The sequence below is a fragment of the Actinoplanes sp. SE50/110 genome (assembly GCF_900119315.1).
Lineage (GTDB): Bacteria > Actinomycetota > Actinomycetes > Mycobacteriales > Micromonosporaceae > Actinoplanes.
Genome location: NZ_LT827010.1, coordinates 456565 through 481019, shown reverse-complemented (window position 1 = coordinate 481019; position 24455 = coordinate 456565). Strand labels below are relative to the sequence as shown.

Below are 24455 nucleotides of genomic sequence, written 5' to 3'. Positions count from 1 at the left end.
GTGGCAGACTGGAGGGTCGCCTTTTTACCGGAGGTTGTGCGTGAACGGCGGACCGCTGATCGTTCAGTCGGACAAGACCCTGCTCCTTGAAGTCGATCACCCGGATGCCCAGGCCTGCCGGATGGCGATCGCGCCGTTCGCCGAGCTGGAGCGCTCCCCGGAGCACGTGCACACGTACCGGCTGACCCCGCTCGGCCTGTGGAACTCGCGGGCCGCCGGGCACGACGCCGAGAGCGTCGTCGACGCCCTGATCACATATTCGCGATACCCGGTGCCCCACGCCCTGCTCGTCGACGTCGCCGAGACGATGGACCGCTACGGCCGGCTGCAACTGCTCAACGACCCGGTGCACGGCCTGGTCCTGCGGGGGCTCGACAGGATCGTGCTGCTCGAGGTGTCGAAATCGAAGAAGCTGGCCGGCATGCTCGGCGCCCGGCTCGACGACGAGACCATCGCGGTGCACGCCTCCGAGCGTGGCCGGCTCAAGCAGGCGCTGCTCAAGCTCGGCTGGCCGGCCGAGGACCTGGCCGGTTACGTCGACGGCGAGGCGCACCCGATCGAGCTGAGACAGGACGGCTGGACCCTCCGGTCGTACCAGCAGGAGGCGGTCGACGGGTTCTGGGCCGGCGGCTCCGGCGTCGTGGTGCTGCCCTGCGGCGCGGGCAAGACCCTGGTCGGCGCGGCGGCGATGGCCACCGCCAAGGCGACCACGCTGATCCTGGTCACCAACACGGTGGCCGGCCGGCAGTGGAAACGCGAACTGATCGCCCGCACCACGCTCACCGAGGAGGAGATCGGCGAGTACAGCGGCGAACGCAAGGAGATCCGCCCGGTCACCATCGCCACCTACCAGGTGCTGACCGCCCGCCGGGGCGGCAACTTCACCCACCTCGACCTGTTCGGCGCCCGCGACTGGGGCCTGGTCGTCTACGACGAGGTGCACCTGCTGCCCGCGCCGATCTTCCGGTTCACCGCCGACCTGCAGGCCCGCCGCCGGCTGGGGCTGACCGCCACCCTGGTCCGCGAGGACGGCCGGGAGGGCGACGTGTTCTCGCTGATCGGCCCGAAACGCTACGACGCCCCGTGGAAGGACATCGAGGCGCAGGGCTGGATCGCCCCCGCCGAGTGCGTCGAGGTCCGCGTCACGCTCACCGAGCAGGAGCGGATGGCGTACGCGGTGACCGACGCCGAGGAGCGCTACAAGGCGGCCGCCACCGCCCGCACCAAGCTGCCCGTGGTCAAGGCCCTGGTCGCCCGGCACCCGCAGGAGCAGGTGCTGGTCATCGGCGGCTTCCTGGACCAGCTGCACACCCTCGGCGAGTACCTGGACGCCCCGATCGTCGAGGGCTCCACCAGCAACAAGGAGCGGGAGCGGCTGTTCGACGCGTTCCGCTCCGGTGAGCTGCGCACCCTGGTGCTGTCCAAGGTCGGCAACTTCTCCATCGACCTGCCCGAGGCGGCGGTGGCGATCCAGGTCTCCGGCACCTTCGGCTCCCGGCAGGAGGAGGCGCAGCGCCTCGGGCGGGTGCTGCGGCCCAAGGGCGACGGGCGGCAGGCGCACTTCTACTCGGTGGTGTCCCGCGACACCATCGACACCGAGTACGCCGCGCACCGGCAGCGCTTCCTGGCCGAGCAGGGCTACGCCTACACCATCGTCGACGCCGACGACGTTCTCCAGGTGGACTAGGCCGCCGTCACGGTGGCGGGCGCCGGCGTCCTCCCGACCGACGACTGGGGCGTCGGTCGGGGTCGCCGGTGCCGGCGTCGGCCGGACCAACGACTGGGGCGTCGGTCGGGGTCGCCGGCGCCGGCGTCGGCCGGACCGACGGCTAAGGCGTCGACGGGGTGGTCGGCGTCGCCGGGGTGGCCTGGACCGGGGTGGTCACCGCCGGCGGGCTGTCCTGCGTGCTCCGGCTCACCATCAGGGCGCCGGCCAGGCAGAGGACCAGCATCACGCCGACCGCGGCCAGCGCTCCGAAGAGCCACAGGAGCCGCGGCGGTCGAGCCGTCCGGGGCGCCGGCGGTGGGGCGGCGAACGACGGAGCGGCGAACGGCGGCGGCGCGACGAACGGCGGCGGGACGGATGCGGTGCGCGGCGTCCCCGCGCCGGCCTCCTCGTAGGCGGCGGCCGCCACCACCTCGGGGCTGCCCAGCCGCTCGAGGATCTCGATCAGCTCGGCCTCCGACCGCACGTCCCGGTCGGTCCGCTCGGTGGCGATGTGCGCGGCCAGATCGGCCAGCAACTCGCGGCGCTGCAGCAGGGGCAGGCCGCTCAACCGCAGGTCCACCTCGTGCAGGTATTCACCGACCAGGTCGGTCTGGTTGGGTTTCATGCGACTCCACCGGTCCCCACGAGACGGTCGACGGTCTGACGGAACGGCACCCACTCGGTGCGGAAATTCTCGAGCGCGGACTTCCCGGACGGGGTGAGGCTGTAGTAGCGCCGGGGCGGGCCGCTGGGCGACTCCGCCCACTTGCTGTCCAGCATGCCGCCGCGGCGAAGCCGGGACAGCAGCGGATAGATCGTCCCCTCGGTCGCGGCGAGGGACTGCTCCTCGGCGAGCCGCCGGACGATCTCGGTGCCGTACCGATCCTCGAACTCCACCATCGCGAGCACGCAAAATTCGAGCGTTCCGCGCTTGAGCCCGGACGCCAGCTGCGCTGCCTCTCCCATGCACGACAGAGTACCTTGCGCCGCAAGGTATCGAAATCCGCGCGCCGGCGATGTTCTCGATCACCGTGCTGGGGCGGGGGCGGCCCACCGGCCGCATCCGCGTCGTCGCAGGTCAAACGGCAGCGGGTCGACCTGCGGCCGATGGTCAGCCAGCCGCAGCCGGTCAGTCGGTCAGTCGGTCACAGTCAGCCAGACAGCCAGACAGTCGGTCAGCCGGCCGCAGTCAGTCAGCCGGCCGCGGTCAGTCAGCCGGTCACCGTCGGTCAGCCGGCCGCGGCCGCCGCGCGGCCTTCGGCGCCGGCCGCCCACTCCGCGTCGGCCGCCTCCTTGAGTGCCACCCCGTGCTCCCCGTCGTACCGGACGAACCTGGGCAGCGCCGCGGCCAGCGCCAGGCTGCCGGCCACGCAGAGCGCGCCGCCCACCCAGATCGACCCGCCCACCCCGAGCGAGGTGCGCGCCATCAGCCCGGAGCGGAGCTGGCCCAGCAGCGGCCCGGTGGTGTACGACAGCATCTCGATCCCGCCGAGCCGTCCGCGCAGGTGGTCGGGGATGGTCTGATTCCAGATGATCATCCGGAAGAGGCCGGAGACCATGTCCGCCGCCCCGGCGAAGGCCAGGCAGAACAGGGTCAGCCAGAGCATGTGGGACAGGCCCACGCCGACGATCCCGACGCCCCAGAGCGCGGCCGCGATGATCACCATGAGGCCGTGCCGGTGCACCCGGGCGGTCCAGCCGGAGCCGACCGTGGCGATCAGCGAGCCGACCGCCGGCGCGGCGTAGAGCAGGCCGAGCACCTGCGGGCCGCCGAGCCGTTCGGCCAGGAACGGGTAGAGCGCGGACGGCATGCCGAAGAACATCGCGTTGATGTCGACCAGGTAGGTGCCGAGCAGTTCGGGCCGCGACCCGGCGTAGCGCAGCCCGTCGGCCACGCTGCGCAGCGACGGGCGGTCCGCCTCGGCGGGCGGCGGGACGGCCTTGACCATGGTCAGACAGACCAGTGAGACGGCGAAGGTGAACAGGTCGAACAGGTAGACCCAGTGCAGGTCGAGGGCGGCGATCAGCAGCCCGGCCAGGGACGGACCGATCAGCTGGGCGAACTGCATGCTCAGTGACTGCAGGGCCATCGCGGCCGGCAGTTCGTCGGAGCGCACCAGCCGGGGCAGCATGGCGCTCATCGCCGGCCGTTGCAGCCCGGCCACCGCGGCGGTGAGGAACGCGCAGACGTAGAGCGGCCACAGCCGCGGCGTGTCGGACAGCGAGTTGACCAGCAGCAGGCCGCAGATCAGCGCGAGCGCGGCCTCACTGCCCCGGACCAGCAGCCGCCGGTCGAGGTAGTCGGCGAGCGCCCCGCCGACGAACGCCATGATCAGGATGGGGGCCAGCTCGCAGACCCCGATCAGGCCGACCATCAGCGGGTCGTTCGTCAGCTTCGCCACCTGGTACGGGATGGTGACGTAGCTGATGAACGAGCCGAAGCTGGTCACCGCGCCGCTGACGAAGACGAGCCGGAAGTCCCGGGAGGTGCGCAGCGGGGTCAGGTCCACGCTCAGCCGGCGTTTGCGGTCGGTCACAACCGGCCATCCTGCCCGCCGCGGCTATTTCATGACCAGCCGATTAGTGGTGGTGAAGGTCTCCAGGTCGGCCAGCGCCTCGTCGAGCACGAACGATTTGGGGCCGGGCAGCTCGTCCAGCGCGAACCATCCGGCGTCCACGCTCTCGTCGGTCTGCCGCAGCAGCTCGCCCTCCCAGCTGTGCACCACGAAGCTCATCAGCACCTGCTGGTAGGTGTGCCCGTAGTCGTTGGTGTACGTGTACGCCGTGTAGAACGCGTACGGCGTGAGCGAGGTGGCCCGCAGCCCGGTCTCCTCCCACAGCTCACGCACCGCGCAGTCCTCCATGCTCTCGCCGAGCTCCATCGCGCCGGCCGGAATGGCCCAGCGGTGGTTGTCCGAGCGCTGGATCAGCAGCAGCCGGCCCTGCTCGTCGAAGACCACGGTGCGCGCGCCGACGAAGAAGATCGTGTCGGTGTCGCCGATGCTCGCGCGCACCTTGCCCAGATAGGACTCTGCCCACGTCAATCCCACTGAGCCACCCCGCAGGGGAAAACCCGAACGAAAAACATGGGAGGAAGAATATCTAGGCGGACTTCTTGGCGGCTCTTCCCGAAGCCGCCGATTTTCGGGGAGCCGCCTTCTTGGCCGGAGCCGCCTTCTTGGCCGGAGCCGCCTTCTTGGCCGGAGCCGCCTTCTTCCCCGGTTTCTCCTCGGCGGCCTCACCCCGGGCCTTCTTGGCCCGCTCCACCGACGCCTTCAGCGCCGCCATCAGGTCGACCGCCGCCGGCGCCGCCTCCTCGGCCTCCTCCGGCTGGACCACCTCCCGGCCCTCCACCTTGGCGTCGATCACCTCCTGAAGCGCTGCCCGGTAGTTGTCGGTGAACTCGTCCGGCTGGAAGTCGGCGGCCATCGAGTCGATCAGCGAGCTGGCCATCGCCAGCTCGGCCGGCCGCGCCTTGACCTCGTCGTCGAGGAAGCCGAACTCCGGCACCCGCACCTCGTCCGGCCAGAGCATGGTGTTGAGCACCAGCACGCCCTCGCGGACCCGCAGGGTGGCGAGCTGTTCCCGCTGCCGGATCGCGATCTTGACGATGGCCACCCGGTCGGCATCCCGCAGCGCGTCGCGCAGCAGCACGTACGGCTTGGCCGCCTGACCTTCGGGCTCGAGGTAATACGACTTGGCGAACAGGATCGGGTCGATCTGCTCGGCCGGCACGAATTCCAGCACGTCAATGGCGCGGGACGTGCTCAACGGGAGGTCCGCGAAGTCCTCATCCGTCAAGATCACCATTTCTCCGCCGCCGATGTCGTACCCCTTGGCGATGTCGTCGTAACTGACCGCCTCGCCGTCCACGGAACACGTCCGCTGATACTTGATCCGTCCCCCGTCGGTGCGGTGTACCTGGTGGAAGCGGATGTCCTTCTCCTCGGTCGCCGAGTACAGCTTGACGGCGATCGACACCAGACCGAACGAGACCGCACCTTTCCAGATCGCGCGCATGAGGAATCTCCCAACGGTGTCACGGCACCTGATCAGAATGGCATCAGTGAGACGCCTGCGTAAGGTGAACGCTTTTGCCTATGGTGATCGGGTGCCGGAATCTCCGCTGTCCCCGATGCTCGCCACGGCGGGCGACCTGCCCGTGGGCACGGAGTGGAGCTACGAGTTCAAGTGGGACGGGGTGCGCGTTCTCGCACTGTTCAGCGGCGGCCCGCCGGAGCTGTACGCCCGGTCCGGGGCGGTGGTGACCGCGGCGTACCCGGAGATCGCCGATCTGCACCTGCCCGAGGGCACCCTGCTGGACGGGGAGATGGTCTGTTTCGACGCGGCCGGCCGCCCGTCGTTCACCGCGCTGGCCGAGCGGATGCACGTCCGGGACCGGCAGCGCGCCGCCCGCCTCGCGGTCACCCTGCCGGCCACCTACCTGATCTTCGACCTGCTCTACCTGGACGGCATGGACTACACCGGCCTGCCCTACCTGGCCCGCCGGGAGCGTCTGGAGGAGCTGGATCTGGCCGGGCAGCGCTGGATGGTGCCGCCGTCGTTCGGCGACGGCGCGGCCACCGCGGCGGCCGCCCGGGAGAACCAGCTGGAGGGGGTGATGGCCAAGCGTTCCGACTCGGTGTACCTGCCCGGCCAGCGATCCGCGGACTGGGTCAAGGTGAAGTTCGACCGCACCGGCGACTATGTGATCGGCGGCTGGCGCCCGGGCGCGCGCAAGCTCGGCGGCCTGCTGATCGGCGTGCCGACTCCGGCGGGCCTGGCGTTCCGGGGCCGGGTCGGCGGCGGTATCGGCGCCGTCGCCGAGCGGGATCTGCTCGACCGGCTGGCGCCGCTCGCCGCACCGGATTCGCCGTTCGCTCCCGGCGCGGTGCCGCGCGCGGATGCCAAAGGCGCCCACTGGGTACGCCCGGAGCTGGTCGCCGAGATCAAGTACGGCAACCAGACCCCCGACCGCCGGCTGCGGTTCCCCCGCTTCCTGCGGTTGCGCTCGGACAAGTCGCCCGCGGAGTGCACCGACGATGCCTGACCGGATCCCGATCCGCCTGGACGGCCATGACCTGGAGCTGTCCAACCTCGACAAGGTGCTGTTCCCGGCGACCGGCGTGACCAAGGCCGAGGTGATCGACTACTACACCCGGATCGCCCCGGTTCTGCTGCCGCATCTGCGCGACCGCCCGGTCACCCGGATCCGCTATCCGAACGGTGTCGAGGGCGCGCACTTCTTCGAGAAGAACAAGCCGGCCGGCACCCCGGACTGGGTGCGCCTGGTGACGCTGCCCGTCCCGGGGTCCACCAAGAGCCGGGAGACCGTCGAGTTCGTGGTCGTCGACGAACTGGCCACCCTGGTCTGGCTGGCCAATCTGGCCGCGATCGAGCTGCACACCCCGCAGTGGCGGGTCGGTGCCCACCCGGACATGCTGGTCGTCGATCTGGACCCGGGGGCGCCGGCCGGGCTGCGCGAGTGTTCCGCGGTGGCGGTGCTGATGCGCGACCGGCTGGCCGAGGACGGGATCGCCGCGTTCCCGAAGACGTCCGGCAAGAAGGGGATGCAGCTGTGCTGCCCGATCTCGGGTGCCCAGGACGCCGGGGTGGTCTCCGGGTACGCCAAACGGGTGGCCGAGGAGCTGGCGCGGCTGGTGCCGGGGTCGATCACCGCGAAGATGGCCAAGCAGCTGCGGCCGGGAAAGATCTTCATCGACTGGAGCCAGAACAACGCGGCCAAGACCACGGTCACCCCGTACTCCCTGCGGGCCGGCCCGGCGCCGACCGCGTCGACGCCGCTGACCTGGCCGGAAACCGAGGCGATGGCCATCGGGGACGCGGAGGCCCGCCAGTTCACCGCGGCGGAGGCGCTGGACCGCGCACAAACCCACGGTGACCTGCTGACCGGCCTGCTCGAGTCGGGTCCCGCCGTGCCGGTTTGAAATGGTCTGCAGTAGTGTGGACTCTTCGTCCCACTCGCCGGAAATCGAACTGCTGGCAGGCAGCCTGCATCATGGCACTCTGTCTGCTGGCGAACAGCCGGATGGCGTGCTTGACTGGATTTCCGGAGCTACGCGGGCGGATGCGTAGCGGGGAGCAGTTCGGCACCCGGCGGCAACCGGGTGCCGGTTCCTTTTCCGGGCCATTTGTCCGGCACGTCCGCACTGCACGTGCGGTTGTCACTACCGTGCGCTTGCGGCCGCTGTTCTGATAGGACAGTAATAGGGGGACGACCCTTGGCGGGCGCCCGTTCGCCGAGAACCGACGACCAGACATGAAGGACCTATGCCCGAGGGCGATTCACCCACCGTCGCACGCCGGCGCGTCCGGCTCGCGCTGCGCGAGGCGCGGGAAAAGGCCGATCTGACCCAGCTCCAGGTCGCCGACGAGATGGAATGGTCGCTCAGCAAGGTGATCCGGATCGAGAACGGTGACGTCTCGATCTCCCCCAACGATCTGCGCCCGCTGCTCGCCTTCCTCGGCATCCGGGACAGGCCGACGGTCGCCGCGCTGATCGGCGATGCCCGGATCGCCCGCACCCGGCAGCGGCAGGCCTGGTTCCAACTGCCCGAGTTCCGGGAGAATCTGACCGACGCCACCCGCAAACTCATCGAATACGAGCACGAGGCCGCCCAGATGCGGTCCTATTCGGTCTATTACATTCCCGGTCCGCTGCAGACCCCGGATTACGCGAGAGCGTTGATGACCCGGTTCGAGGACGAGCTCAGTGATGCTCAGATGAGCCGCCGGATCGAGGCGCGCAAACTGCGCCGGGAATCGCTGCTCACCCGCGCCCAGTCCGGCCAGGTGCGGATCGCGGTGATGCTCGACGAGTCGGTGCTGCGGCGCACCATCGGCGGCGCCACGGTCTTCGCCGCCCAGTTGCGCGAGCTGCGCCGGCTGATCGACGCCGGGACGATCACCATGCGGATGGTGCCGTTCTCGCTGGACGCCGCGGTCACCAACAACGCCAGCTTCGACCTGCTGGTGCTGGGTGAGGGCGAGGTGCTCTACCGGGAGACCGGGCTGAGCGACGAGATGATCGAGGATCGGGACGTGACGGCGAAACACCGCGCCCGCTGGAACAAGGTGTGGGACGAGGTGGCCGACGAGGCCGCCACGCTCGCCTTCATCGATCGACAGATCAAGATCCTGGAGAACCCGATCGAGGCGTACGGTCGTCAGCCCCCGTTGCCGGACTGATCACAACGGGGGGCGCCGGCTCCCGGCTCAGAAGTCGCGGGCGCCGGCCGCCGCGCGGGCGAACGCCGGGGTCCGCCCGTTGGCGAGCTCGCTGGTGAACCAGGCGCCGAAACCGGCCAGCCCGAGCGCGAGCAGCTCGATCATGAACAGTCCGCCGCCGGCCACCCGCTCCGGAGCGCGGACGCGGACCATCAGCACGACCGCGAAGACCACCAGCACCCCGATGTTGATCAGGGTGCGCAGCGCGCCCAGCCGGCGCGCCTGCGGGCGGCGCAGGAACATCACGTCGATCGCCCCGGCCAGCGCGGCCAGTACGCCGACGACCAGTCCGGCGGCGACGTTCCAGTACGCCAGTGCGCCAAGGATGTTAGGCCCCCCGAGCAAATCGGCGAGATCGAACAAAACGGCCATGGCGAACAGGCCCAGTGGGAACATCACCAGGACGGGCTGTACCGCCTGCCCGGCGATCCTCAATCGGCTCTCCATCCGGTTTCGCCCTCCTTTACCTGCGCAAATACAGGCTCGTCGCGGCATCCTCGGTTGGCCTACCCGGTGGTGGGAGCGATGAAACGCCGTCACGCGTGCCGGAAACCACACGCCGGGTCCGTCGCGGGGTTCTCCGTAATCTGCAACATGGCATTCTGACCGGTGGCGGTGCGATACGTGGCGTGCTTCACTGAGCGTAGAGCAACAAGGGCGGAGTCAGAGGGAGAGACACAACAACGGCACCCGGCGGCAAACGGGTGCCGTTGTCCACCTCTCCCTCGCTTCGTACTTGCGCGACGTTCCCATCGCGACCGTTCCGATTGCTGCACAGGCGAGGCGGGTCTGGTCCCTGAAAGCCCATCGTGGCCCCGGCCTTCTCCACCTCGCAAGGTTCCGCGAGAAGGAGTGCGCCATGAGCACACGCACCTACTACAGTGGGTCGGACGCCGAAGTCACCGACGCTCTCTTCACCTGGCACACCGCGCCGGAGTCATTGATCTTCGCCATTGCGGATCTGCGGCATGTCGGGTTGGTCCAGTCGCCCGCGCGCACCCGTCCGTACGCTCCGCATCTCGCCGCCGGCGCCCTGCTGGCCGTCGCCGCCGGGTGGACCCTGCTCGCCGACCCGACACTCTACGTAATCGGCTTCCTCGCGATCATCGGCCCGGTCCTCGCCTTCTCCTGGCGGGAGCGTCGCCGATGGGAGCTCCACGCGCAGTATCACGGCAGCGCCGTGGTCCTTTACTCCTCCGGCGACGTGCGGGTGTTCAATCAGGTCGGCCGGGCCCTGCGCCGAGCCATGGAAGATGGTCGCCGCACCCCCTGGGGCTACGGCCTGGCTGCCGCCTGACCAGCTTTTTCCTAACGGGTGACCCGGCGATCTGAACCAAAACCCCACCTGGCACGTCTCGTTCTGATAGGACAGTACTAGGATGTCCGCGACCTCGCTGATTGCCACTAATCAGTCAGCGAGGTAGCAACTTGGCGAGGGCAGACGCCAGGGCACCAAACAGGCTCAGTTCGACTACTTCAACGATGAAGGTCTCATGGCTGAGGGTGACTCACCCACTGTCGCGCGCCGGCGCGTACGGCTCGCCATCCGCGAAGCGCGGGAGCGAGCCGACCTCACCCAGTTGCATGTGGCTGAGGCGATGGAGTGGTCACTCAGTAAGGTAATCCGGATCGAGAACGGTGACGTCTCGATCTCCCCGAACGATCTCCGCCCGCTGCTGAGCCTGCTCGGCATCCGGGATCGGGCCGAGGTGACCGCGTTGCTCGCGGACACCCGGATCGCGCGAGCCAAGCAGCGCGCGGCGTGGTATCAGACCCCCGATTTCCGGGACGGCCTCACCGACGCGACCCGCAAGCTCGTGGAGTACGAGAACGAGTCCACCGAGATCCGTTCGTACTCCATCTATTACGTGCCCGGGCATCTGCAGACGCCCGGTTACGCCAGCGCCCTGATGACCCGCTTCGAGGACGAGTTGAGCGCCGAGCAGATCGGCCGCCGCATCGAGGCGCGCCGGCTGCGGCGGGACTCACTGCTTCCCCGGGCGGCGTCCGGGCAGCTGGAGATCCTGGTGATGGTGGACGAGTCGGTGCTGCGGCGCACCATCGGCGGCCCGGTCGTCTTCGCCGAGCAACTCGGTGAGCTGGCCGGTCTCGCCACCAACGGCGCGATCCGGATGCGGATGGTGCCGTTCCGGCTGGACGCCGCGGTCACCAACAACGCCAGTTTCGACCTTCTCGCCTTCGGCGAGGGGGAGGTGCTGTACCGGGAAACCGGTCTCGGTGACGAGATGATCGAGGATCGCGAGGCCACCGCGAAACATCGCGCACGCTTCGACAAGGTGTGGCACGAGGCCGCTGACGAAGACGACACGATCACCTTCATCCGGCAACAGATAACTGCCCTGGAAAATCGCGACCACAACCGCGGCGCCCGGGCGCACACATAACCACAACCCGATGGCCGCGTCCGGCATCGGGCGCGGGACGAATTCCTGTTGGAGAGTTCCCGAGATGGAAAACATGAACGCGCCCGCATGGCGTAAGAGCAGCCGCTGCGGCACGTCGACCTGCGTCGAGGTCGCCAAGGTCGACGACAACTACATGATCCGCGATTCGAAGAATCCCGACGCCGCCGCCCTGACCTTCACGAAGGCCGAATGGGACGCGTTCGTCGAGGGCGTCAACGCGGGCGAGTTCCATTTCTGAAGGCTTGCGAGCGGCCCGCTCCGGCATCGGGGCGGGCCGCCCCAAAATACTCGCAAAAAACATATTTCCGCCGTTACCAGCGCCGCATAACTCACAATTCGTGAGATAAGCGGCGTCTTTGTGTTTTCACTCATGTCGGTGACCGTCCATCTCCGCCGCCATCACTTACCGTGGGATTCGAACCACCACGGAGGTGCACAGAAATGATCAAAACGACCAGGGAGCCGCGCTGGCGGCGGAGCAAACGCTGCGCCCACGGATCGTGCGTCGAGGTCGCGAGAGTGGGCGAGCTGGTCCTCATCCGGGACTCGAAGGATCCCGGCGGCGCACCACTGGCCTTCGACCGGCAGGCCTGGGACGCCTTCCTCGCCGGAGTCAAGGACGACGAATTCGGCAGAGCGTGAAACCCCGCCCACCGGAGTTGCTGGGAGCCGCGGGCCGAGCGCGGCATACTGCACTGGTGGAGGGCAACCAGCGCGCCACCGATCCGGACCGCTTCACCGATCTCCACGAGGCGGCCGAGACCCTGCTGGACGAGCTCACCGAGCGCTATCAGGTGGAGCGCCGGGAGACGAAGGAGCCGCTCGGGCTCGACGAGGCGCTCGCGCGGACCGTCCGGCTCATCCCCCGCACCCCGTCCGCCGCGCCGCTGGCCATCCAGTTCACCGGCGCCGGCCTGCACCTGCGCTTCGGCCGGTGGTGGCGGGAGTCGCTACCGATCTGCGACTGTGACACCTGCGCCGACCGGCCCGGGCCGCTCACCGACCAGCTGCGTCGCCACGCCGCCGCGCTGGTCGAGGGCGGCCTCTGGGAGCGGGTCCGCCGCGGGCTGAGCGGCTCCTGGTTCGAGGCCCGCCTGATCGGCGCCGGCGTCAAGGCCGACCGCGAGGGCCCGCTCTCCGCCGCCGGCGCCCGCGAGGCCCGCCGCGACGGGTTCGCCGCCGCCGTCCAGTGGGGGCCCTGGCAGGTCCGTTCCTGAACTATCCACCGACCGGCTGCGGCCGGGGTGGGCGGCTGCCGAGCAGGCGCAGGGCGGTCTTCACGGTGGGGCGGCCGAGGGCGCCGGCCATCGAGAAGTCGCCGCGGCAGAAACCGCTGAAGGCGCGCCAGCCGAGGCCGGTGGACATCGCCGTGTGCACGATCGACGGGTGCCGGCTGAAGACGCCGAGCAGGCGACGCCCGGCCACGATCTCCGGCTGGAGCTCGGCGGCGATGATCCGGTCGTACGCGGCGAGATCGCGACTTCCGGCGGCGATCTCGCCGGCCCAGATCCCGGACCGGATGGCGTAGCTGATCCCCTCCCGGGTCCACGGTTCGAGCAGCCCGGCGGCGTCCCCGGCGACCAGCACCCGCCCGCGGCGCACCGGCGAGCTCACCGCCCGGCAGCGGGTCAGATGCCCGGAGTCGCGCAGCACCGGGCGACCCGACAGGCCGACCTGCTCGACGAACTCCCGCAGGTAGCGCTTGGTGTCCGCGCCGCGGCCCTTCTCCATGATCACACCGACGGTGAGCTCGTCGCCCTTCGGGAAGACCCAGCCGTACGACCCGGGCAGCGGACCCCAGTCGAGCAGCACCCGGCCGCGCCAGCGCTCCTGATCCTGCGGCGTGGCCGCGAGTTCCACCTCGAGACCGAGGTCCTGCTGCTCCAGCAGCACGCCGACGTGCCGGCCGGTGATCCCGGCCGAACCGTCCGCCCCCACGGCCACCCGCGCGGTGAGCGTTTCGCCGCCGGCCAGGGTCACGATGACGCCGTCGTCGTGCTGATCCAGCGTACGGACGATCGTGTGGGGAAAGATTTCTGCGCCGGCCTGCTCGGCGGCCCGACACCACGCCTGGTCGAACTCGTCGCGGCGGACCAGGGAGATCAGCGGCTCGGCCGAGACGCGGGTGAACTCACGGCGCCCGGCCAGCGTGAACGTGATGCTGGAGATCGTGTCCCGGACCGGCACCGAGGCCAGGCGTGCCGCGCTCAGCCGCAGCGAACTGCCGAGCAGGCCGCCGCCGCAGGTCTTGTACCGCGGATGCTCGGCGCGTTCCAGCACCGCCACCCGTGCACCTCGCGACGCGGCGGCATGCGCGGCCGCCAGCCCGGCGGGGCCCGCCCCGATGACCGCGACGTCCCACTCCGGTTCCCCCAGCACGGACAGAAGTCTAGACACGTGACCGGTAGCCTCCTGTCGGTGATCACCAGCACCGGCAGCGCGCTCCGCGGCACCACGAGAAGCGTCTATATCGCGTTCATCGCCCTGGGTTTCGTGGTGGCGACGTTCGCCGCCCGGATCCCGCAGATCCGGGACTCGCTGCGGCTCAGCCCGTCCGGGCTCGGTCTGGTGCTGCTGGCCACCGCGGTCGGTTCGATCACCTCGCTGCCGCTGGCCGGGCACCTGGTCGGCCGGTTCGGTTCGCGCCGGACGGTGACCGTGATGGCGGTGACGCTGGGCCTGGCGATGAGCGTGGTCGGCGTCGGCTACCGGTTCGGCGTGCTTCCGGTCGTCATCGGGCTCTACGTCTACGGGTTCGCCACCGGTGCCTGGGATGTGGCGATGAACGTGCAGGCCGCGGTCGTCGAGCGCCGCCTGGGCCGGGCGATCATGCCGCGTTTCCACGCCGGCTACAGCGTCGGCACGGTGGCCGGCGCGATCGCCGGCGCCGGCGCGGTGGCGGCCGGGATCTCGGTGACCGTGCACATGGTGGTTCTGATCATGATTGCCACACTGACGGTGGCCGTCGCCGTGCGCCGGTTCGGCCCGGACACGTCCTCGCCGGAGGCCGCGGAGACCGCCGGGTTCCGCGAGTCGCTGGCCTTCTGGCGGGAGCCGCGCACCCTGCTGATCGGCGTCGTCGTGCTGGCGTTCGCGTTCACCGAGGGCGCCGGCATCGACTGGATCAACGTCGCGATGATCGACGACTACGGCACCTCGGCCGAGATCGGCACGCTCACCTTCGCGGTCTTCCTCGCCGCGATGACCGTTGCCCGGTGGTACGGGCCGGGGCTGCTCGACCGGTACGGCCGGGTCCCGGTCCTGCGCGTCCTGGCCGTGATCGGCCTGGGCGGGCTGCTGCTGTTCGCGTTCGGCCCGCACCCGGCGTTCGCCTTCGCCGGCGCCCTGCTCTGGGGTGTCGGCGCGTCCCTCGGCTTCCCGGTCGGGATGAGCGCGGCCGCCGACGACCCGGCGAAGGCCGCGCCGCGGGTCGGGGTGGTCGCCTCGATCGGCTACGTCGCCTTTCTCGGCGGACCGCCGCTGATCGGCTTCCTCGGCGACCACCTGACCGTGGTGCACGGCCTGCTGGCCGTGGCGGCGCTGCTCGGGGTGGCGTTCGCGGTGTCCCGGGCCCTGCGGCCGATCGGCTGAGGAACACGCCGATCGGCCGCCGGGGTCGACTCAGTCGACCGGCTGCCCGTGCTGCATCCGGGTGAGAATCCGGGTCAGCTCCGGCCCCAGCTCGCCGACCAGGTCATGTCCGGGGTCGCCGCGGTTCGGCAGGTTCCACAGGAAGTGGAAGCCGACCGCCTTCCTCTCGTCCTGGCTGCCGGACCGGACGGCACTTTCCATGAAGTCGAGGGTGCTGCGCCAATCCGGCTCGTCCTGGTCACCCAGGTAGGACCGGACCGTCGCCTGGACCACCTCCCAGAAGAACAAACCCGGCGAGAACCGATCATAGGCTTCAATGTTGTTGGAATACACGTAGTCGAAGTCCGGGAGAGCGGCCAACAGCGCGTCGGCAACCCTTTCCACAGCCGGCCGGCCATCCATCAGCACCCCAGCAACGCCTTGTAATCACTGAAGTCGACGTAGCTGTTGGCCAGCGAGTCGTTGACGGCCTTGAGAAGGTCCGTGGCGACCGCGATGTCCTTCGACGTACGGGTGGTGAAGTCGATCCACACTTTCTTCTCGCCCTTTTTCGGCTTCTTCCAGTATCCCTCCGTGTTGAGGAACTTGGTGAGTCCGTTCTGCACGTCCCGGATCTTCGTCAAATGCTCGCTGCCGTTGGTCGCTTCGCCCGTCTTCCACTCGTTCATGAGCGCCGCCATGGTCGTGCCGTCACCGTAGATGGTGATGTTCAGCTCGGGCGCCAGATCGAGCGACTTGTACAGATAACGGACCATGGTCTTAAGGTAATCGTGGTCCACATCGGGCTTCGGCGCACGTGCCGTCTGTTCGTTGTGAACCAGGACCGCCGAGCGACCCGCCACCACCATGAACGAGTGGATGGCGGCGACCGTCAGGTCGTACATCGGTTGACTGCCGCCGAAGGTCTGGACGTCGACGACCGTCACCCGCTGGGCGTCCGCCGAGGCGAGCAGCGTGCCGGACGCCAACCGCGCAGCCTCGACCCAGCGCAGGTTCGACTGATCCCAGAACACGTGACCCGGCGTGGTGTGGATGACGCTGATCCGACCGGCCCGGTCCCGCACCTTCACGTCGGCCAGCGTGGTGTCGATGTCGCGGTGCAGTGCCGTGACCGGTTCGGCCCGGCGGACGTACGTGATCGGATCGACGGCGAGGACCCGGTCGCCGACCGCGATGTCCGCGATCCGCCTGGTGGAGCCGTCCGCGAGCACGACCCGGGTGTCGGCGGTGAAGCTGTGCGGGGTGAAGCACCGCTCGACGAGGTCCTTCAGACCCTGCAGGACGGGTGTGCTGCCCAGCTTCCGCAGGGTGTCCTCGATCGCGTCCATGCCCTTGGTGACCGCGGCCTTGGACAGCGCGGCCAGCTCCTCCGGAGAGAAGGTGAGCTTGGCGCCGATCTTCCCGGACAGTTCGAGCAGACGGGCGACGTCGACCGTGCCGAGCGCCTTGATCGCGTTGCTCAGGTTGTCGACCGTGAACTTGGCGGCGCCGGCGAGCAGATCCTTGGCGGACATCTTGGCGATGTCCTTGATCGCCGCTTTCGCGGTCTGGATCGCGCCGGACTCACCCAGCTTCGCGAAGATGCCGAGGCCGTCGGTGCCGCCGATGGTGACAACGTCGAAGATGACCTCACCGAGGGTGTACTGCCAGCCCTTCTCCTTCCAATCGCTCCAGTGCAGCAGTTCCCAGGGGTGGAGGATGAGATCCTTGATCCCCTTGACCAGGGCGTTGCAGGCCTTGTCCGATTTCGGCAGGTAGCTGACGTCCGGGACGCTCCACTCGTCACCGGCCGCGTTGTCGCTGCCCAGGAACGTGCCACCGACGCAACTACTGGTCACCAGCAGGCCCTTGGCCATCCCGGCCGCGCTGTCGGTGATGCCCTTGCCGATCTGGGAACCACCGAAGACGTGGTCGTTGAGCCAATTGGCCTTGTCGTCGATCCAGTCGTTGACCTTGGCCTCGGCGGCCGCCTGCTCCGCGTTGTACTTCGCCCAGGCGGCGTTCTTCAGATCCTTGGCGATCCCCGACATCGCCTGCGCGATGCCCCAGATGCTGTTCGACAGGTTGGTGATGTTCGTGCTGACGTCCGAGATCTTCCCGGACAACACGTTCGCGTTGGTCGCCGCCTGCTGCGCCTTGCTCGCGTAACCGCTGGCGTTGTTCGCCGCCTGCTGCGCCGTCCCCGAGTCGCTGCCGGCCTGCGCCGCCGCGATCGCGGCGTCCTGGGCCGAATTACCCGCGTCCCTGGCCGCCTCCGCTGCGTCCTTGGCCGCGTCGACGGCGCCCTGTGCCTCCTTGGCTGCGCTCTTCGCGGCCTGGATCGCGGTGTTGGCGGCCTGGACCGCGCGGTTGGCCGCCTCGGCCGCCTTCTGCGCCGCCACATACGCCGGCTTGACCTGTGCCACGGCCAGGTCCGCCATCTGCTGCGCGTGCGCGGCCGCCGCGGCGGCGTCGTCGGCGTGCTGCTGCGCGGCGGTGGCCTGCGAGTCGGCGATCTGCAGCGCATTGTTCGCGATGTCGACCGCCATCGCGGCGTCGCTGTCGGTCGCCGCGTAGCCCGAAGCCACATCGATCGCCGAAGCGGCCGGGTCGGCGATCCCGGCCGCGGTGATCCGCGCATCGATCGCCGCCCGGCCGGAGATCCGCGACCAGAACGACGCGACCGCCGACTGCCGGACCGCGTCCTGCGCCGCCTGCGCGGTCATGTCCGCGTCGGCGCGCGCGGCGGTCGCCTTGTTGATCGAGGTGCGGGCGGCCTGCACCGCCGCGCGGGCGTCGGCGTTGGCCGCGTTCGCGTCCTTGATCGCCTTGACCGCCGCGGTCTTGGCGTCCGCGGCGTCCTGCCGGGCCAGCGCGGCCTGGTGCTCGGCGGCACGCGCATCCGCGGCCGCGGCAGCGGCAGCCGCGGCGGCCTGGCGGGCGTCAGCGGCAGCGGCCGAGGACGCGTCCGACGCCGCGTTCGCGTCCCTCTTCGACTGGTCGGAGGCGTTCTTGGCGGCGTTGGCGATCGCCCTCAGGGACGCGGCGTCATTGCGCAGCCGCTGCATCTCCGCGGTGCCCGGGCAACCGTTCCCGGACGGGTTGTCCGGATACTTGCAGGCCATCTCCGCGGACAGCAGGTGTGCCTCGGCGGCCTGCGCCGCGAACTCCTTGGAGCTGGTGTTCTGATCGTCGGCCTTGGCCTTCTCGATCAGCGTCTTGGCCCGCTGCGCCTTGCCGGCGAACGCGGCGCCCGCGGCCAGCGCGTCCTCCTGCTTGGTCTTGGCCTCACCGGCCTTGCCGATCACGATGTTCTGCTGATCGATCGCCCGGCCGGCCGCCTGGTACGCGGTGATCGACTGGCTGATCGCCGCACTCGCCGCCGCCCGCGCCTTGGCCTGCTGCTGCTTGGCGGCCTGGTAGTCGGCGGCGGCGTTGTCGGCGTGCCCCTGCGCGCTGTCCGCGTCGTTCTCGGCCCGGACCCGCTGGTTGTGCGCGTCGGTGGCGGCGGCCTGCGCGGCCGCGGCCAGCTTCTCCGCCCGGTCGGCCAGCTTCTCCGCCGACGCCTGCTCCCGCTCCGCGGCCTGCCGATACTTGACCGCGTTGTTGGCATCCACGGTCGCGGCGTGATCCGCGTCCAGCGTGCGACTCGCGCCCTCGGTCGCGGTCGCCGCCTGGCAGGCGGTCATCGCGGCCCCCGCGGCCGAGGTGCCCGCATCGGCCTGCGCCTGGATCACGTCGGCCCACGCGATGTTGTGCGACAGACCGGTCTTGTCCAGTGTCTGCGCCGCGGTCGCCGCGACCCCGGACTGCCCGGTCACCTGGTCGGCGTATCCCTGGGCGGTGACGGCGTCCTGACACGCCTGCATCCGCAGGTTCATCACGTCCGTGGTGTGCGTCGCCTTGCCGGCGTTGCGCAGCGGGATGTCCGCGGCGTAGATCGAGTCGGCCTGCTTGGCCTCCTTGTTCGCCAGACCCATCGCGTTCGACGCCGAGGTCAATGCCTGCGTCGCGGCGACACTCGCCTGGATGATCTTCTTCTGCGCGTCCGCGGCCTGGGCGGCCCGCTGGGCCAGATCGGTCAGGTCGGCGACCGCCTTGGACCGGGCCGCGAGCGCGTCGGTGATCTGCTGCTGCGCGTCCGCGTCCTGCTTGCTGGCCGCCGCGTACCCGGTGTTGTAGAACTCGGCGATGACCACCGGGTCCTCACTGTCCAGCGCGGCCTGGCCGAGCTTCTGCACCTCGTAGCCACCGTTGGCGACCATTTGCTCGACCCGGCCCTGGATCAGCTTGGCCTGCTGCGCCGCGTTCAGCGCATCCTGCTTGTCCGCCAGATCGGCGGCGTCATGCCCGGTCGCCACGAACGCGGCGATCTTCGCGTTGTCGTTGGAGTCCAGAGCGGCCTGCGCCCGCTGCCGCACGGTCGGGCTGCCGGAGACGGCCCACTCCTGGACCTGGACCCGGTTGTGGTCCGCCTGGTCCTTCTGGCGCTGCTGATCGGCCTTGCGGTAGACCGGCAGCCCGTTGTCCAGAAAGTCCTTGATCTGCGCCGGATCGTTGGTGGCCAGCACCGCCGTGGCAGCGGCCCGCACCGCCGGATCCGCGTCGTAGTCGGCCAGATCCTGGGTCAGCATCCGATCCAGGTCGGCGTCGTCGATCGGTGTGTCGGCCGGCGCCTTGGTGTCCGCGCCGAGGAGTTGCTGCAGCGCCTCCTGGACGGTCAGCGCGTGCGGCTGCACCACCGGCGCCTGCACCCGCGGCGCCGCCACCGCGGCGCCACCCGGCACCGCCACGGCGACGGCCAAGCCGGCCGCCAGACCTACGATCCACCGCAGGCGGCGTCGTTGCATGGAAGATTTCACGAGACTCATTTCCCGATCGAGCCGAAGAGCAGGACAAAGAGCGCCGCCCGTCGGCGACGCGACGATGGTGGGATGGCGCCGGCTACCGGCCGTTCACGCCATGGGGACGGGCGATCGGCGAAAGCGCACGACGAAGCGTCCAGAAAGCCACGATGGAACCCCCGTACCATCATCACGACGACCTGACCGGCCGCCGCATATCGGTTGACCCGCCGTCCGCTGAGGGATGGCGGTGAGATCAATCGATGCAGTCTTACAGCAAGCCGCCGGTCGCCGACACCTCGGATAGGCGCTTACCGGTCATTTGCCGGGAAGGTCGAGTATGTCCCTATGCCATAGATCACCGTAACTGCCGACGAACCCGAGAGAAGTTCTTCAGGTTGCGGCCCGGTTGCCGATGGTCACCGGCGGGAAGGCCCGACCGGCCTTCGCGACGAGGAGGAAATGTGGTTGGGGCATTGAGGTCGCTGCGACGTGGTCTGGCGATCGGGCCGGTGGTTCTCGCCGCCGGAGCCGGCTGCCTGACCGGTGCCGCACCGGCCGCGGCGGCGACAACCCCCGCCGTCGCCGCGGAGCAGGTCATCGTCTCGCTCCAGGACGCCTCGCGCGTCGCCGGCGTCGAAGCACTGGTACGGCGATCCGGCGGAACGGTGCAACGGGAACTGCCGATCGTCGACGGGTTCACCGCGCAGGTCTCGCCGGCACTGGTGACGACCCTGCGGGCGACGGCCGGCGTACGGTCGGTGACCGCGAACAGCACCGGCCACCTGAAGGCGGTCGATCCGGCGCTCGGCTACGACGCGACCAAAGACGAGGGATCGCTGTCCTTCGTCCGGAACACCATGCACGTCAACGACGCCTGGAAGGCCGGCTACACCGGCAAGGGCGTGGACGTCGCGCTGATCGACTCCGGGGTGGCCACGGTTCCCGGCCTGACCTCCGGCAACGTGGTGAACGGACCGGACCTGTCGTTCGAGTCGCAGTACGCCGATGTCCGCTACCGTGACACCTTCGGGCACGGCACCCACATGGCCTCGATCATCGCCGGCCGGGACTCGGCCGGCACCCCGGCCCAGTACTCGGCGAGCACCGGGTTCACCGGCATGGCCCCCGACGCCCGGATCGTGAGCCTCAAGGTCGCCGCCTCGGACGGCTCGGCGGACGTGTCCCAGGTGATCGCGGCGATCGGCTGGGTCGCCCAGCACGCTCACGACAGCGGCCTGAACATCCGGGTCCTCAACCTCTCCTACGGGACCGACAGCACCCAGTCGTCCGTGCTGGACCCGCTGTCGTACGCGGTCGAGCAGGCGTGGCGGCGCGGCATCGTGGTGGTGGTGTCGGCCGGCAACGACGGAACCACCCGGGAGGAACTCGCCGACCCGGCGTCCAACCCCTATGTAATCGCCGTCGGTGCCGAGGACCCGAAGAACACCGCCGGCGCCGCCGACGATCTGATCCCGGCGTTCGCGCAGCGCGGTACCGGCACCCGGCACGTCGACGTCGTCGCGCCCGGCGTCCACATCCTCGGTCTCCGCGTGCCCAACAGCTACGTCGACCAGAACAACCCCGCGGGACGGGTCGGCACGCGGTTCATCCGCGGCAGCGGCACCTCCCAGGCCACCGCCGTCGTCTCCGGCGTCGCGGCCCTGCTCGCCCAGAAATACCCGGCGGCCACCCCCGACCAGATCAAGTGGCTGATCACCGCGAAGGCCAACCCGTTCCCGCTGGCCAAGAGCATCTGGCAGGGCACCGGCCTGGTCGACGTGCACATGTCCCTCGGTCTCAACCCGGCCAGCGCCCCGGTGCAGAACTTCACCGCCACGACCGGGCTGGGCACCCTCGAAGGCGCCCGCGGCAGCGGACACGTACTGATCGACGGCATCCCGCTCACCGGCGAGAAGGACATCTTCGGCCAGTCCTGGAACGTCGCCAGGACAGCCTGGTCCGGCGGCACCTTCAACGGCACCACCTGGACCGGCACCGGATGGGACCCGTCCACCGCCGGCTGGACCGCGCCGTCCTGGACCGGCTCCGACTGGACCGGGCGGAGCTGGGCCGGCCGGAGCTGGGCCGGACGCAGCTGGGCCGACAACGGATGGGACGGCCGCAGCTGGGCGAGCAACTGCTGGTACGGCCGGAGCTGGGCCTCGGACGGCTGGGCCGACGCTTCCTGGAGCTGATCGGACCGGGTCACGCCCAGAACAGAGAAGAAGAACGCGCCGGCCAACAGGACTGTTGGCCGGCGCGTCATCTGAGCCGCCTGACGGAATCGAACCGTCGACCTACGCATTACGAGTGCGTCGCTCTAGCCGACTGAGCTAAGGCGGCAACGGTTCCCAAGTGTACGACATCGCCGGCTCGGCTCGGCGGGAGGGCGGGAAGTCGGCGGGCAGCCGATGTCGTACCCCGGGGCTAATGTGCCTTCTGTGACGGACGATAAGTCGATGCCTGTCGTTCCCCCGCCGGCCGGTTGGTCCGGGGCCGAGCACACCGTGCCCACCCGGCCGACCAGCATGGATCCGCAGGAGCTGGGCTTCACGCCGAAGCAGCCGATCGGCTGGCTGGCGCCGCTGCTGCTGCTCAGCACCGGTCTGCGCGCGCTGCTGGCGATCCTCTTCGGGGCGTACATGGACAAGCGCGAGCTGCAGAACGCGCTGGACGCCGACTTCTTCGACCACTCCGCCACCGCTGACGGCGAGATCTGGCTGGATTACGTCGCCGACCTCGGTGACGGCTTCGACGCGACGTATTCGATCGCCTGGTTGCTGGCCCAGCCGCGGCTGACCGTGGACGGGGCCGCGCTGCCCCGGGGCCGGCTGCTGCTGATGGGCGGCGACCAGGTCTATCCGCTGGCCAGCGGCGACGGCTACGAGAGCCGGATGAAGGGGCCCTATCGGGCGGCGCTGCCGGAGGCGCCGGCCGGCGAGCCGCGGCCCACGCTGTTCGCCCTGCCCGGCAACCACGACTGGTATGACGGGCTGACCGCGTTCCTGCGCCTGTTCGCCCGCCGCAAAGACGGATTCATCGGCGGCTGGCGCACCGAGCAGCGCCGGTCCTATTTCGCGGTCAAGCTGCCGAACAACTGGTGGTTGTTCGCGGTCGACGAGCAGTTCGGGGCGTACATCGACGATCCACAGCTGCTCTATTTCGAGAAGGCCGCCCGTGAGGTCACCCCGGATGACCGGATCATCCTGATGACCCCGTCTCCCACCTGGGTGAAAGCGAGAAACGACCCGGAGGCGTACGACGCGGTCGACTACTTCCTGCGGACCATTCTCGCGCCGACCCGGGCGCAGGTCCGGGTGCTGGTCTCCGGCGATCTGCACCACTACGCGCGGTACACCGGCGAGCAACGCGAGCTGATCACCTGCGGTGGTGGCGGAGCCTATCTGCTGGGCACCCACAACCTGCCGGAGCAATTGGTCGTGCCGCCGCGCGAGACGCTGACCCGCAGCCGCAGCCTCAGCCGGGTCTACGACCTCGCGGCCCGCTTCCCGGCCCCGGCGGCCTCCCGCCGGCTGGGCTGGGGCGCTTTCCGCCGGGTGCCGCGGCGCAACGCCGGCTTCGCCACCATGCTGGGCATCATCCACACGCTGACCATGCTGGCGATGGCCGGCGCGGCCAGCCAGGGCGGCATCATCCAGCGGCTGTTCAGCATCCCGCTGCTGCTCATGCTGGTGCTGATCATGCTGGGCACGGTGTTGTTCGCGAAACCGCCGGGCGCCGCGTCGGCGAAACACGCCCGCCACTGGATCCTCGGCGTGCTGCACGGCCTGGCCCAGATCGGCCTGGCCGCCGCCGGTGCCTGGGTCTGGCTGCGGCTGCCCTTCCAGGAGTGGGCGTGGCCCGGCCCGTTCGCGGTGGCGGCGGTCCTCTACGGTCCGGTGATCGGCCTGGTGGCCACCCAGGTGCTCGCGCTCTACCTGGTGATTGCCAGCATGTTCGACGTCAATTTCAACGAGTTGTACGCGGGCCAGGGCATCGAGGACGCGAAGAGTTTCCTGCGGCTGCACATCGACGCGGCCGGCACGCTGACCATCCACCCGCTGGGCGTCGACCGGATCTGCCACCGGTGGTCCGCCGACCCGGACGGCGAGCCGCACGCGCCGTGGCTGCGCCCCGAGCAGCCGCTCGACGTCCAGCACATCGAGCCGCCGATCATCATCAGCTGAGGCCCGTCTCCGGGGAAAGGGGAGGTGTTGCGGAACAGGCCGCGCCGAGGCAGCGGACACCGCCGCCGACGACCGTCACCGGCGGTCGTCGCCGTCCGCGGGCCGCCTGCCGCCCGGCTTCGGGTCGGCCTGTGCGCGGGAGTCGCGTTCCAGATCTCCGGTCAGGGCGCCCGACCGGGTGAGCGCGTCCAGTCGTACGCCCAATTCCTTGATGTCCATCTTCTCGCCTCGCACCAGGGCGTCGCGGACGAACTCCCGGTAGGCCGAGCTCCGCAGCACTTCGCGCGGCTCGATCGCGCCGGTGAAGAGCTGCTCGCCGACCTCGCGGGTCATCGCGTCCTCGCTCTGCGCCAGGGCTTCGAAGACGAGCCGCCGGCGGCGCAGGTCATCGCCGAGCACGACGCCGTACGGGCTGGCGTCGAACGCCGCCAGCAGCTCGCGGGGATCTGCCGCGTCATCGTCGGGCATG

At 69.8% G+C, this 24455-nt stretch carries 22 protein-coding genes and 1 tRNA gene; 12 read left to right on the top strand and 11 right to left on the bottom strand.

Annotation, left to right across the window (positions count from 1 at the left end; translation table 11 throughout):
* The first annotated feature begins 40 nt into the window (after positions 1-40).
* A complete protein-coding gene (locus ACSP50_RS02115; protein ID WP_014687502.1) occupies positions 41-1687 on the top strand; it encodes a DNA repair helicase XPB in 1647 nt (548 codons plus the stop codon).
* A gap of 142 nt (positions 1688-1829) precedes the next feature.
* On the opposite strand, the gene ACSP50_RS02110 is transcribed toward ACSP50_RS02115, so the two are convergent.
* The 5 genes from ACSP50_RS02110 to ACSP50_RS02090 form a co-directional block, all read right to left on the bottom strand.
* Positions 1830-2333 (bottom strand): hypothetical protein, encoded by a 504-nt coding sequence (locus ACSP50_RS02110; protein ID WP_014687501.1) that lies wholly within the window; start codon positions 2331-2333, stop codon positions 1830-1832.
* Entirely contained in the window at positions 2330-2674 is a 345-nt protein-coding gene (locus ACSP50_RS02105; RefSeq protein ID WP_014687500.1) for a PadR family transcriptional regulator, read from the bottom strand. Before ACSP50_RS02105 ends, ACSP50_RS02110 begins: the two co-directional genes overlap by 4 nt.
* Before the next feature lie 263 nt (positions 2675-2937).
* Positions 2938-4245 carry an MFS transporter gene (locus ACSP50_RS02100; RefSeq protein ID WP_014687499.1) on the bottom strand — a complete coding sequence of 436 codons (1308 nt, stop codon included), beginning with the start codon at positions 4243-4245 and terminating at the stop codon, positions 2938-2940.
* A 24-nt stretch (positions 4246-4269) separates the two neighbouring features.
* The gene (locus tag ACSP50_RS02095; protein WP_014687498.1) at positions 4270-4758 is read right to left on the bottom strand and encodes an NUDIX domain-containing protein; all 489 of its coding nucleotides are present in this window, start codon (positions 4756-4758) and stop codon (positions 4270-4272) included.
* Positions 4759-4810: 52 nt separating this feature from the next.
* The gene (locus ACSP50_RS02090; RefSeq protein WP_014687497.1) at positions 4811-5728 is read right to left on the bottom strand and encodes a Ku protein; all 918 of its coding nucleotides are present in this window, start codon (positions 5726-5728) and stop codon (positions 4811-4813) included.
* A 91-nt stretch (positions 5729-5819) separates the two neighbouring features.
* Here ACSP50_RS02090 and ligD (ACSP50_RS02085) point away from each other — a divergent pair, with 91 nt between their 5' ends.
* The 3 genes from ligD (ACSP50_RS02085) (at position 5820) to ACSP50_RS02075 (ending at position 8917) form a co-directional block, all read left to right on the top strand.
* A complete protein-coding gene (ligD, locus tag ACSP50_RS02085) occupies positions 5820-6758 on the top strand; it encodes a non-homologous end-joining DNA ligase (protein ID WP_043510699.1) in 939 nt (312 codons plus the stop codon).
* Entirely contained in the window at positions 6751-7656 is a 906-nt protein-coding gene (gene ligD / locus ACSP50_RS02080; RefSeq protein ID WP_014687495.1) for a non-homologous end-joining DNA ligase, read from the top strand. Before ligD (ACSP50_RS02085) ends, ligD (ACSP50_RS02080) begins: the two co-directional genes overlap by 8 nt.
* Before the next feature lie 343 nt (positions 7657-7999).
* Positions 8000-8917 (top strand): helix-turn-helix transcriptional regulator, encoded by a 918-nt coding sequence (locus ACSP50_RS02075; protein ID WP_014687494.1) that lies wholly within the window; start codon positions 8000-8002, stop codon positions 8915-8917.
* A gap of 27 nt (positions 8918-8944) precedes the next feature.
* On the opposite strand, the gene ACSP50_RS02070 is transcribed toward ACSP50_RS02075, so the two are convergent.
* A complete protein-coding gene (locus tag ACSP50_RS02070; protein ID WP_014687493.1) occupies positions 8945-9403 on the bottom strand; it encodes a DUF2231 domain-containing protein in 459 nt (152 codons plus the stop codon).
* A gap of 412 nt (positions 9404-9815) precedes the next feature.
* Between ACSP50_RS02070 and ACSP50_RS02065 the strand changes: the two genes are divergently transcribed.
* From ACSP50_RS02065 to ACSP50_RS02045, 5 genes are all read left to right on the top strand, one after another.
* Entirely contained in the window at positions 9816-10253 is a 438-nt protein-coding gene (locus tag ACSP50_RS02065; RefSeq protein ID WP_014687492.1) for a DUF6232 family protein, read from the top strand.
* A gap of 196 nt (positions 10254-10449) precedes the next feature.
* Entirely contained in the window at positions 10450-11361 is a 912-nt protein-coding gene (locus tag ACSP50_RS02060) for a helix-turn-helix transcriptional regulator (protein ID WP_014687491.1), read from the top strand.
* Positions 11362-11425: 64 nt separating this feature from the next.
* The gene (locus tag ACSP50_RS02055) at positions 11426-11620 is read left to right on the top strand and encodes a DUF397 domain-containing protein (RefSeq protein ID WP_014687490.1); all 195 of its coding nucleotides are present in this window, start codon (positions 11426-11428) and stop codon (positions 11618-11620) included.
* A gap of 203 nt (positions 11621-11823) precedes the next feature.
* A complete protein-coding gene (locus tag ACSP50_RS02050; protein WP_014687489.1) occupies positions 11824-12024 on the top strand; it encodes a DUF397 domain-containing protein in 201 nt (66 codons plus the stop codon).
* Between the two features lie 56 nt (positions 12025-12080).
* Positions 12081-12599 carry a DUF6226 family protein gene (locus ACSP50_RS02045; RefSeq protein ID WP_043510697.1) on the top strand — a complete coding sequence of 173 codons (519 nt, stop codon included), beginning with the start codon at positions 12081-12083 and terminating at the stop codon, positions 12597-12599.
* Between the two features lies 1 nt (position 12600).
* On the opposite strand, the gene ACSP50_RS02040 is transcribed toward ACSP50_RS02045, so the two are convergent.
* Positions 12601-13761 carry a geranylgeranyl reductase family protein gene (locus tag ACSP50_RS02040; protein WP_231956841.1) on the bottom strand — a complete coding sequence of 387 codons (1161 nt, stop codon included), beginning with the start codon at positions 13759-13761 and terminating at the stop codon, positions 12601-12603.
* 18 nt (positions 13762-13779) lie between these two features.
* On the opposite strand from ACSP50_RS02040, the gene ACSP50_RS02035 reads away from it, so the two are divergent.
* Entirely contained in the window at positions 13780-14973 is a 1194-nt protein-coding gene (locus ACSP50_RS02035) for an MFS transporter (RefSeq protein WP_014687486.1), read from the top strand.
* A 30-nt stretch (positions 14974-15003) separates the two neighbouring features.
* On the opposite strand, the gene ACSP50_RS02030 is transcribed toward ACSP50_RS02035, so the two are convergent.
* Positions 15004-15357: a hypothetical protein gene (locus ACSP50_RS02030; RefSeq protein ID WP_155123424.1), complete on the bottom strand. Its 354-nt coding sequence runs from the start codon at positions 15355-15357 to the stop codon at positions 15004-15006.
* Positions 15358-15374: 17 nt separating this feature from the next.
* On the bottom strand, positions 15375-19802 hold the full coding sequence (locus ACSP50_RS02025) for a polymorphic toxin-type HINT domain-containing protein (RefSeq protein ID WP_014687484.1): 4428 nt from the start codon (positions 19800-19802) through the stop codon (positions 15375-15377).
* Positions 19803-20260: 458 nt separating this feature from the next.
* On the opposite strand from ACSP50_RS02025, the gene ACSP50_RS02020 reads away from it, so the two are divergent.
* Positions 20261-21994 (top strand): S8 family serine peptidase, encoded by a 1734-nt coding sequence (locus ACSP50_RS02020; protein WP_014687483.1) that lies wholly within the window; start codon positions 20261-20263, stop codon positions 21992-21994.
* A gap of 74 nt (positions 21995-22068) precedes the next feature.
* On the opposite strand, the gene ACSP50_RS02015 is transcribed toward ACSP50_RS02020, so the two are convergent.
* A tRNA-Thr gene (locus tag ACSP50_RS02015) sits at positions 22069-22142 on the bottom strand.
* 116 nt (positions 22143-22258) lie between these two features.
* Between ACSP50_RS02015 and ACSP50_RS02010 the strand changes: the two genes are divergently transcribed.
* A complete protein-coding gene (locus ACSP50_RS02010) occupies positions 22259-23986 on the top strand; it encodes a metallophosphoesterase (protein WP_014687482.1) in 1728 nt (575 codons plus the stop codon).
* Positions 23987-24061: 75 nt separating this feature from the next.
* Here ACSP50_RS02010 and ACSP50_RS02005 read toward each other — a convergent pair whose 3' ends face one another.
* Positions 24062-24454 carry a hypothetical protein gene (locus ACSP50_RS02005; protein ID WP_014687481.1) on the bottom strand — a complete coding sequence of 131 codons (393 nt, stop codon included), beginning with the start codon at positions 24452-24454 and terminating at the stop codon, positions 24062-24064.
* Position 24455: the final 1 nt, after the last annotated feature.

Bases quoted from the DNA above. Each gene is read 5' to 3' on its own strand.
- ACSP50_RS02110 (WP_014687501.1), bottom strand. From the start codon at position 2,333: ATGAAACCCAACCAGACCGACCTGGTCGGTGAATACCTGCACGAGGTG.
- ACSP50_RS02025 (WP_014687484.1), bottom strand. From the start codon at position 19,802: ATGCAACGACGCCGCCTGCGGTGGATCGTAGGTCTGGCGGCCGGCTTG.
- ACSP50_RS02060 (WP_014687491.1), top strand. From the start codon at position 10,450: ATGGCTGAGGGTGACTCACCCACTGTCGCGCGCCGGCGCGTACGGCTC.
- ACSP50_RS02055 (WP_014687490.1), top strand. From the start codon at position 11,426: ATGGAAAACATGAACGCGCCCGCATGGCGTAAGAGCAGCCGCTGCGGC.
- ACSP50_RS02005 (WP_014687481.1), bottom strand. From the start codon at position 24,454: ATGCCCGACGATGACGCGGCAGATCCCCGCGAGCTGCTGGCGGCGTTC.
- ACSP50_RS02050 (WP_014687489.1), top strand. From the start codon at position 11,824: ATGATCAAAACGACCAGGGAGCCGCGCTGGCGGCGGAGCAAACGCTGC.
- ACSP50_RS02075 (WP_014687494.1), top strand. From the start codon at position 8,000: ATGCCCGAGGGCGATTCACCCACCGTCGCACGCCGGCGCGTCCGGCTC.
- ACSP50_RS02065 (WP_014687492.1), top strand. From the start codon at position 9,816: ATGAGCACACGCACCTACTACAGTGGGTCGGACGCCGAAGTCACCGAC.
- ligD (WP_014687495.1), top strand. From the start codon at position 6,751: ATGCCTGACCGGATCCCGATCCGCCTGGACGGCCATGACCTGGAGCTG.
- ACSP50_RS02070 (WP_014687493.1), bottom strand. From the start codon at position 9,403: ATGGAGAGCCGATTGAGGATCGCCGGGCAGGCGGTACAGCCCGTCCTG.
- ACSP50_RS02090 (WP_014687497.1), bottom strand. From the start codon at position 5,728: ATGCGCGCGATCTGGAAAGGTGCGGTCTCGTTCGGTCTGGTGTCGATC.
- ACSP50_RS02010 (WP_014687482.1), top strand. From the start codon at position 22,259: ATGCCTGTCGTTCCCCCGCCGGCCGGTTGGTCCGGGGCCGAGCACACC.
- ACSP50_RS02105 (WP_014687500.1), bottom strand. From the start codon at position 2,674: ATGGGAGAGGCAGCGCAGCTGGCGTCCGGGCTCAAGCGCGGAACGCTC.